We start from the raw sequence: 9,215 nt of genomic DNA, 5'->3' as shown, positions 1-9,215 counted from the left end.
AGAAGCAGGAATATATTCTTGAAACTGCTGGCCAATACCCTAAAAAAGTTTGTTTTTCAATTTGGGGCGATAAAATAGATCAGTTTGCTATCAAGCAGGGGGATGCTGTTGAAGTATCTTTTGATGTCGAAAGCAGAGAATACAATCAACGTTGGTATACAGAACTGCGCGCATGGAAAGTTGCAAAGCAGGGAAGTGCAGGTAATGACGGACCGCCGAATTTCCCACCACCGGCAGATGATTTTATGGAAAAAGCAGATGATGGTGATTTGCCATTTTAATTTCTTATAAAAATTTCAAATGAAGGTTCAGCAATATACTGCTGAACCTTTTTTATTCGTTTAGATTCTGGTTTCAGACTAATAACTTTTACATGTATTTCTTAATCTTTAACAACTCAATATGAAACACCTGATCGCATCTATTGTTTTTATTTGTGCATTTGTATCTGCATATGCACAAACAACACCTGTTCAAAAGAAAATCTCTGTAACGGGAACGGCTGAAATGGAAATCGTTCCGGATGAAATTTATTTCAGAGTAGTAATAAAAGAATATCAAAAAGATAAAACCAAAGTTCCGCTGGAGAAGCTTGAAAAAGAATTAAATCAAGCCGTAACATCAGCTGGTATTACAAAGGAAAATTTTACCGTAGAACAGGTTGCGGGCCTTAGCTGGAGCAGGAAAAGAAAAACAGATGCGGAATTGTATAATTCTAAAAGTTATATCATCAAAGTTTCTGAACCTTCAAAAATGGATCAGATATTAGATAATGTAAATGCGGAATCTATTTATTCCGTTTCAATAAGAAATTATTCGCATTCAAAAATTACTGAGCTAAAAAAACAATTGAAAATTGAAGCTATAAGGGCTGCTAAAGCAAAAGCAACTTATCTGCTTGAAGCAATTGACGAAAAAATAGGCGGCGCCATTGAGATCAGCGAATATGATAATGTGGCATTTCCTCAGGCTGTATATACGTCAAACTATATAGCACCCCAAGCCAATGTTGCTTATGATGGTTTGTATAGTTCTTCGGGAAGTGATTCAGATATTGGCTTCCAAAAAATCAAACTTCAGTTCCAGGTAAATGCAACTTTCGCAATTCAATAAACCTAAAAAACCGAAACGATTAAAATAACCACGCAGGCCACGTGGTTATTTTAATTTATACATGTATGTAAAAAAGATTGAAGTACACCGAGGGTTTTTTCCTTTTGTTCATACATGCCCATATGTCCGCAGGCATCGATTTCTGCGAGCGTAATCATAGGCGATAGGTTGGCTAGCTCTTTCAATTTCTGAATGGGTATTGTAGCATCGTTTCGGCCGCCGATCAATAATGCAGGCACCTTGGTTGTTTGCAGAATATGTGCTCTGTCCGGCCGATCCCGCATGGCTTCAGTGGTTGCGATGATGCCTTTCTCGGAAGCCTGTTTCGCGATTGCCTTCAATTCAGCGATTTCATTTTTGAAAAGCTGTCGGTTCTGCAATAAAAAAAGCGGCTCAATAAAGGATTGTGTAAACAGGTCTGCACCATACTTGTGAATGAAGGCAATGGTTTTGTTGCGGTTAGTTTTTCGCTCTTCTGAATCTGCGTATGCGGTAGAATGAAACAAGCATAGACCTTTAAGGAAGGCTGGATATTTTTCTGCATATGCCAGTCCAACGTAACCGCCCAGTGAATGGCCTATGTAAACAAACCCGGGAATGTTTAACAGCTTAATTAGTTTATGAAACTCATCGGCAAACCATTCCATGCTTACCGTATCCTGGTCCAGCTGTGACTCACCAAAGCCGGGCAGATCAACGCAGACAACCCTGTATGAAGACGTCAGCGTTTGTGTAAAGGCATTCCAGATGGATTTGCTTTCACAGAAGCCATGTACAAAAACAAGTACTGGTCCATTGCCTTTATCTGTATAAACAAGAGGTTTACTCATAACAGCAGCATGCAAAACAAAGGCCGATGTTTTCATCGGCCTTTGTTAAATAAGGTATGTGATGTAAAATTATTTTAATACGACACTTGAAAGATTACGTACTGTTTTGGCAATGCTTATGGGGTCAAAGCCGCATTCAGTCTGCAATTCTATCTGTTCACCGTGTTCAACGATTCTGTCCGGAATACCCAGGCGCACTACCTGCGCGGAGTAATTATTATCTGCCATAAATTCCAGCACAGCACTTCCGAAACCACCCATTAAACAACCGTCTTCAACAGTTATGATTTTTTTAAAGTTTTTAAATACCTCATGCAGCATTGCTTCATCAATAGGTTTTACAAAACGCATATCGAAGTGGGCCGGTGATAATTCTTCTTCGCGGAGTAGCACCTTTGCTTCTATAACATAATTGCCGATATGTCCGATGGTAAGGATGGCAATATCTTCGCCGTCACTTACCTTGCGGCCTTTCCCGATTTCCAGTTCTTCAAAAGGAGTTTTCCAGTTTGGCATCACACCCTGCCCTCTCGGATAACGGATAGAGAACGGACGGTTATTTTTTTCAAGCTGTGCGGTATACATCATGTTCCGCAGTTCCTGCTCGTTCATGGGAGCAGCAACTACGAGGTTGGGTATGCAGCGGAAGTATGCGAGGTCATACGCACCGTGGTGCGTTGGTCCGTCTACGCCTGCAAAGCCGGCGCGGTCCAGGCAAAACACCACATGCAGGTTTTGTATGCACACATCATGGATCACCTGATCGTATGCGCGCTGCATAAAGGTTGAATAAATATTGCAGAAAGGAACAAGCCCTTGTGTTGCCAGTCCGGCAGAGAAGGTAACGGCATGCTGTTCGGCAATACCCACATCAAATGCGCGGTCGGGCATCTGTTCCATCATGAGATTTAGCGAGCTGCCCGAAGGCATGGCTGGCGTGATGCCCATGATTTTTTTATTCTTTTCAGCAAGTTCAATGATTGTATGTCCGAATACATCCTGATACTTGGGAGCCTGCGGCGTATCATAAGTTTTTACATGAATCTTACCGGTAAGCTTATCAAACTTACCCGGTGCATGCCACTTTACCTGATCTTTCTCGGCCAGTGCGAAGCCTTTACCTTTAGTGGTAAGTGTATGTAAAATCTTTGGACCGGGAATATCCTTCAGGTCATTCAGCACCTGCACCAAATGATTCAGGTCATGCCCGTCAACGGGACCGAAATACCGTATATGCAGCGATTCAAAGAGGTTGCTTTGTTTCAGCAACGAAGCCTTCAAACCGCTTTCAACTTTAGAAGCGATCGCCTGAGCATTTGGTCCGAACTTGCTGATCTTGCCGAGCATGTTCCATACTTCGTCGCGTACACGGTTATATGTGCGGGACGTTGTGATATCTACAAGGTAATCTTTTAATGCGCCAACGTTGGGATCAATTGCCATGCAGTTGTCGTTCAGCACGATCAGCAGGTTGGAGTTGGTTACTCCGGCATGGTTCATAGCTTCAAACGCCATACCGCCGGTAAGAGCACCATCGCCGATTACAGCAATGTGCTGGCGGTTATCGTTCTGGTACTGGTTGGCTACGGCCATGCCCAGTGCCGCTGAAATGGAAGTAGAAGAGTGGCCTACGCCAAAGGTATCATAAGGACTTTCAGATCTTTTTGGAAAACCCGACAAGCCGCCATAAGTTCTGTTGGTATGGAAATTTTCCATACGGCCGGTTAAGATCTTGTGGCCATAAGCCTGGTGGCCTACATCCCAAACCAATTGGTCTGTCGGCGTATTGAAAACATAATGTAAGGCTATGGTCAATTCAACCACACCGAGACTGGCTGCAAAATGGCCTCCGTAAACGGAAACATTGTCAACAATAAACTGTCTTAATTCATCAGAAAGGGCAATAAGCTGATTGGTATCTAATTTTTTAAGATCTTCAGGGGAATGAATCGTACGTAAAAGTTCTCCAGCTTGAATCACGGTGTAAATTTTGGTCGTTTACAAAAACAAAGATAAACAATATTTAGCTAACGTTTAGCTATTCTCTTGTGTTGATTCTTCAGTATCAAACGAATAATCAACAGGCTTTTAGTATATCCGGTCCCGAAACCATTTTTGTTGCATGCCGGATATGCACAAGATATTAACCTCAATCCACCTATTTATCAACCGGAAACGTGTAAAAGATGGCAGCTCCGGGATAAAACTCCCGCTCCGGAATTAAGTATATTTGATATGAAATTTAACCATTTCAATTCACTTTAATTGCTTCACTAGATCATGTCAAAGGACCCGAATTTTGAAATCCAGTTACCCTTGTTTGCAGGCCCCTTCGACTTGCTTCTGTTCTTTATAGAACGGGACGAACTTGATATATATGACATTCCGATTTCGAAAATAACAAACGACTTTCTGGAGTATATTCATCGTCTGGAAAAGATGAATGTTGATATTGCAAGTGAATTCATCCTGGTAGCGGCAACTCTGATGCGGATCAAGGCAAAGACCTTATTGCCAAGACCTGAAATTGACGTCCATGGAAATGAAATAGATCCAAGGGAAGAATTGGTTTCTCACTTACTGGAGTACAAGAAATACAAATCAGTTATTGCAGAATTCTCTGAGCTCGAAGAAACATCTCTGAAAAGAGAGAAGCGCGGAAATATCGCGAAAGAATTGAAACTGCTTTCTGAGGTAAGCAACGTGGAAACTGAGCTTCAGGACATCGACCTGTATAAACTCCTGAAAGTTTTTGAAAAAGTTGTCGCGCGTTGGAAGGAAGAAAAATCAAAACCTATCCACCACGTTGTTCAATATCCGTATTCAATTGAACTGCAGAAAGAGTACATCATCAACAAAGTAAGCCGCGGACAGCGGATTTCATTTGTAGATATCATCAAAGATATTCCTGTAAAAATGGCTGTGATCTACAACTTTCTTTCCATTCTTGAGTTGCTGGCGCTGCAGAAAATCCAGCTGCATCTGGGAGAAGGCTTTAACAACTTCTGGATCGCCCAATACGACGGCGAACACGCCGCTGTAAACGAATACGCCAACGATACAGAATAAAAATATACAGGTCCTATTAGGATCTTGCTTTAATCTTCGTTCACCGGATCAAAATGTCCCGCCAAGCAGCGGGACATTTTTGGTTGAACGTGCCCAACAAAGCATTTTTTTATTTTAATTACAGAGCAGGAATTTATTCAATTATATTTTATTAAAACCGCATCATTTTCTTTATAATTACGTATCAAACAGTTCAATTGAGATATTTTAGTTATTTTATACATTTCCCCATGAAATTATTTAGTTATCCGGTATTTGCTGCATTTTTATGTAGTGCTACCTCACTGACCGCACAGATCAATACCGCGGAATCTATAAAACTTGCCACAGATTTAAGCAAACAGTTTCCCGAATCTATTGTTTATCAGGATGTAAATACATCAACCATCACTTTTTCTGTTTTGGATGGAAAATCAAAAGGGGCAATCCTGAACATTAAGGAAGACCACGTGTCTGAATATCTTTCTTTAAAAGACAATGTTGAGTTAGGAGTATATGAAACCTATGGAACCTTCTCTTCCATAGACAAAATGGTTTCTTATACAAAAAACGGAAAAAAGTATGTACTTAATTATACGACAGCTGTAGATAATGCCATTGAATCAGGAGGGATATTCCATTCAGATGCGCGCTACAAGGCTATTGCGCTAAACTTTGCTTCTAAAGGGGAAACAGAAAAAACAGAAATCACCAAATCGTATAAAGATTATAAATTTTTAGATGCAGCCTATTTTTATTCTGAATACCCACAGAAAAAAAGAATCATTTCTTTTGAAATCCCTACAGATGTAGATGTAGATCTGGTTGAATTCAATTTCGAAGGTGTCAGCATTAAAAAAACAATCACGACAGATCCGAAGACATTGGTGAAAACAATTACTTATGAGATGGAAAACGTGAAGCCGCACCTGGGCGAGAACGGATCAACCGGTGCCGACATGAATTTACCGCATATCGTACCTATTGTTAAATCATACTCACTTAAAGGAGTAAAGACAGCTTGCTTTGAAAGCTATAATGATTTTTATGCCTTCCTGCACAAGCTGAATTCAGAAGTGAAAAGGGACGATGAGTTTGTGAAATCACAAGCAGATAAAATCATTGAAGGAAAAACCTCAGACCTTGAAAAAATAAAAGCACTTTACTACTGGGTGCAGGATAACATCCGCTACATTGCCTTTGAAGATGGGATCGCAGGCTTTAAACCTATGGCTGCGAAAGATGTTCTTGATAACAAATACGGCGATTGCAAGGGAGTGGCAAACCTGCTGGCAACCATGCTGCGCCTTGAAGGCTTCAATGCGAAGTTTGTATGGATTCATACCAACCATACAAAATATACCTGCTCGCTGCCGTACTTGGGAATCTTCAATCATGCGATCTGTGCGCTTTACTGGAACAATAAAACATATTTCCTGGATTGTACGGAGAGCTACGCAGCATTCGGTGAAAATGCTTACCGTATTCAGAGCAGACCTGTAATGATCGAAGACGGAGAAACATTCAAAATAGAAACGATACCATTTGAAGACATCAATAGCTCCAAGGAGATTGATAAAATCACCATGAAAGTTGTTGGCGATAAATTGGTAGGAGAATCTGAAATGACTGCAAAAGGAGACTTGAAAAATTACTACATACGTAAATATCATTTTGCAAAATCTGAAAAGAAAGTTGACTTCTATAAAAACTATTTCACCAGATCAAACAGCAACATGGCGGTTTCGAACGTTAAAACTTCTGATCTGCAAAACAGAGAAATACCGTTTTATGCAAAATACTCATTCGAGTTAAGCAACCAGGTATTCAAAGACGACAATGAAATGTTTGTCAATATGGAATTCGACGGCTATTTCGGGAAAAACTCAAAGGATACATTGCGGTTAACGGATTTTACATTTGACATGATCATCAATTATGACATCACCGTTGAATTGACAATACCTGAAGGTTATAAAGTAAGCACATTACCGCCTGCGTTTAAAGTTAAAAATGATTACTGCTCGATAAACCTGGAGTACACTGTTGTTGGCGGAAAGGTTTTATATAAGAAAACATTTGTCTTTCCTACAGGAGTAATACCTAAGGCCAAAGCCGCGGAATATGCAAAGATCCAAAAGGATTTAAAGAAATATTATACCAACCAAGTAACCTTAACCAAATAATTTTCACCCAAACTTTTCTTTTATGCGCTATCTTTTAGTAATAACAATTTTCGTTATTAACTCAGTTCTCTACGCTCAGACGCCAAGCGAAAAAAGAGACCAACGCCTGGCCGATGAGGCTGCAAAAAAATCTGCTTTAGCTGCGAATGCGTTGTCAGAAAAATTTGACAAACACTCAGCATCCATAAAAGATGTGCCGGAACAATTCAAGGATGAATCGGTTGTAATCCTTTTCAATTCGTCCAACTATTTTATTGAAAGAGGTGAAGTTATTTATTTTGTTGAACGTGTAAAAACACGGGTGTACCTGAAAGATAAAGCTGCGGTTGAAAAATATTCCACCTATTATACATCGGGCTACGGAGAGACAAACTCTTCGGAAGTAACGATTATTAAAGCCAACGGAACATCGCGTACGCTGCAACTGAAAGACGGTATCAAGGAAACAAACTATTCCTCTATTCCATTGTATTACAAATCCAGTGTAATGATGAATGAAACGTACTTTAATTTTGCGCTGCCTGATCTTGAAACGGGTGATATTATTGACTTTACCCGTATCTCTAAAAACCCGATGGGAATATTGACAGGTAACATTCCGTTTACAAGAATATACCTGGCATCAGACTTTCCCGTTGTAAAAACATTTATCACCATTGAAGCACCGACAAAAGATAGCTATATCTACATCAAGTCGTTGAATGGTGCTCCGGAAATGGCTCAAAAGACTGGTGAAAACGGGCTCGTTACTTTTACACTGGAAGATTCATTACAGGAAAAAGTTGTGAATGACTGGAACCTGCCAAGAGAAAAATACCTGCCACATGTAAAATTCATTTTAACAAGATATACAGGCGGTGACAACAACCAGGTGATTCCGGTAAGAACAACCGACAATCGTATCCGCACAAAATTATCTAATGAAGAGCTTGTAAAAACAGTTGCGTTACTTGAAGGTTTGCGTAGCTCAGGCTCTTCTGCAGCCAAGCTGGTTATGGCAGAAGTTATCGCAAAAAATCCGATAGCTAAAACAAATGTCGATAAACTGATGGAATTGTGCTGGTACTACATACGTAAGAAAATTGTCAATGAACAAGCGATCGGCGCATATGACTACTATATAGCCCGCGACAAATATGATATGTATGTGGCAGATATCTTTATAGAAATCCTGCTTACTAAAAAACAAACGTTCGATTTGATTTTAAGTACCGGTAATAAATCCGCAGGTATTAAAAACGTGATCAGTCCTGCTGAGATCAGCTGGGGAATTCGCTGGAACGGAAAGTATTTTATGTATCCAACCTATTATATGCAATTCGGCGAACTCTCTAATTACTTCAGCGGCGCAGATGCATTGATTGTAAACAACTACAATTTCAAATTGAAAACATTTACGTTTACCGATTTTGTTTTACCAAATCGCGCTTATACAGACAACACGCTTAAAGAAGAATTCAAAATTTCGTTGAATGAAGATTTTGACAAGATCAATTGTACACGCACAATGTCTTCAACAAACGGGTTTACAAGCGTCCACATCAGCGACTACTATAATAGAGATTTCAATACGGATCAGTTAAAGTATATAAATCTGTATGTGCCGGTTGATTCAGCTTCTTTATATAAAGGAATGAATAATGTTAAGGCTGCTGAATTAAAAAGGAAAAATGACGCCGCAGAGGGTGAATATTTTAAATCCGTTAAGGATTCATATAGCGAGCTGGTTAAATCAGAATATCCGATGATGGATGAATACAAGACCTGGAAATTTGATGGTTATGGTGTAACACCGAATTCAACAAAATTCTCAATCGAAGAAACATTCACATTAAATGATTTGGTTAAAAAAGCCGGCAACGGTTACATGGTAACAATCGGTGCTTTATTCGGTGAATATGACAAGGTGCAGGAAGATTTCAAAAAAAGAAATTACAGCGGCTCTTTGGATGTAGCTACCACTAAAACAGCAACCATTATACTGGAAATTCCGGAAGGCTACAAAGCTTCCTTACTTGAAAGCGCTAACAAATCTTTC

At 39.8% G+C, this 9,215-nt stretch carries 7 protein-coding genes; 5 read left to right on the top strand and 2 right to left on the bottom strand.

All coding sequences use genetic code 11. The features are described from left to right. Both ACTHJT_RS00705 and ACTHJT_RS00700 read left to right on the top strand, forming a co-directional pair. Positions 1 to 281, top strand: a 281-nt coding sequence (locus tag ACTHJT_RS00705) for a DUF3127 domain-containing protein (RefSeq protein WP_440235649.1), incomplete at its 5' end; no start/stop codon positions are given. A gap of 121 nt (positions 282 to 402) precedes the next feature. Beyond that, positions 403 to 1,113, top strand: coding sequence for an SIMPL domain-containing protein (locus tag ACTHJT_RS00700; protein WP_440235648.1), 711 nt, complete (start codon positions 403 to 405; stop codon positions 1,111 to 1,113). 50 nt (positions 1,114 to 1,163) lie between these two features. On the opposite strand, the gene ACTHJT_RS00695 is transcribed toward ACTHJT_RS00700, so the two are convergent. Beyond that, positions 1,164 to 1,979: an alpha/beta fold hydrolase gene (locus ACTHJT_RS00695; protein ID WP_440235647.1), complete on the bottom strand. Its 816-nt coding sequence runs from the start codon at positions 1,977 to 1,979 to the stop codon at positions 1,164 to 1,166. A gap of 33 nt (positions 1,980 to 2,012) precedes the next feature. Continuing rightward, complete coding sequence (gene dxs / locus ACTHJT_RS00690) at positions 2,013 to 3,923, bottom strand: 1-deoxy-D-xylulose-5-phosphate synthase (protein WP_440235645.1); 1,911 nt, start codon at positions 3,921 to 3,923, stop codon at positions 2,013 to 2,015. Between the two features lie 300 nt (positions 3,924 to 4,223). Here dxs and ACTHJT_RS00685 point away from each other — a divergent pair, with 300 nt between their 5' ends. From ACTHJT_RS00685 to ACTHJT_RS00675, 3 genes are all read left to right on the top strand, one after another. Next, complete coding sequence (locus tag ACTHJT_RS00685) at positions 4,224 to 5,012, top strand: segregation and condensation protein A (protein WP_440235643.1); 789 nt, start codon at positions 4,224 to 4,226, stop codon at positions 5,010 to 5,012. 230 nt (positions 5,013 to 5,242) lie between these two features. Then, positions 5,243 to 7,177, top strand: a complete 1,935-nt coding sequence (locus tag ACTHJT_RS00680) for a transglutaminase-like domain-containing protein (RefSeq protein WP_440235642.1) — start codon at positions 5,243 to 5,245, stop codon at positions 7,175 to 7,177. Between the two features lie 22 nt (positions 7,178 to 7,199). Continuing rightward, positions 7,200 to 9,215, top strand: a 2,016-nt coding sequence (locus tag ACTHJT_RS00675) for a DUF3857 domain-containing protein (protein ID WP_440235641.1), incomplete at its 3' end; no start/stop codon positions are given.

The sequence above is a fragment of the Cytophaga sp. genome, assembly GCF_051961495.1.
In the GTDB taxonomy this organism is placed as follows: domain Bacteria; phylum Bacteroidota; class Bacteroidia; order Cytophagales; family Cytophagaceae; genus Cytophaga.
The sequence above is the reverse complement of the archived record's forward strand: the minus strand, read 5'-3'. Positions and strand labels throughout refer to the sequence as shown.

Excerpts from the sequence above, each read along its gene's own strand:
- ACTHJT_RS00700 (WP_440235648.1), top strand. The coding sequence starts at position 403 with ATGAAACACCTGATCGCATCTATTGTTTTTATTTGTGCATTTGTATCT.
- ACTHJT_RS00695 (WP_440235647.1), bottom strand. The coding sequence starts at position 1,979 with ATGAAAACATCGGCCTTTGTTTTGCATGCTGCTGTTATGAGTAAACCT.
- ACTHJT_RS00685 (WP_440235643.1), top strand. The coding sequence starts at position 4,224 with ATGTCAAAGGACCCGAATTTTGAAATCCAGTTACCCTTGTTTGCAGGC.
- ACTHJT_RS00680 (WP_440235642.1), top strand. The coding sequence starts at position 5,243 with ATGAAATTATTTAGTTATCCGGTATTTGCTGCATTTTTATGTAGTGCT.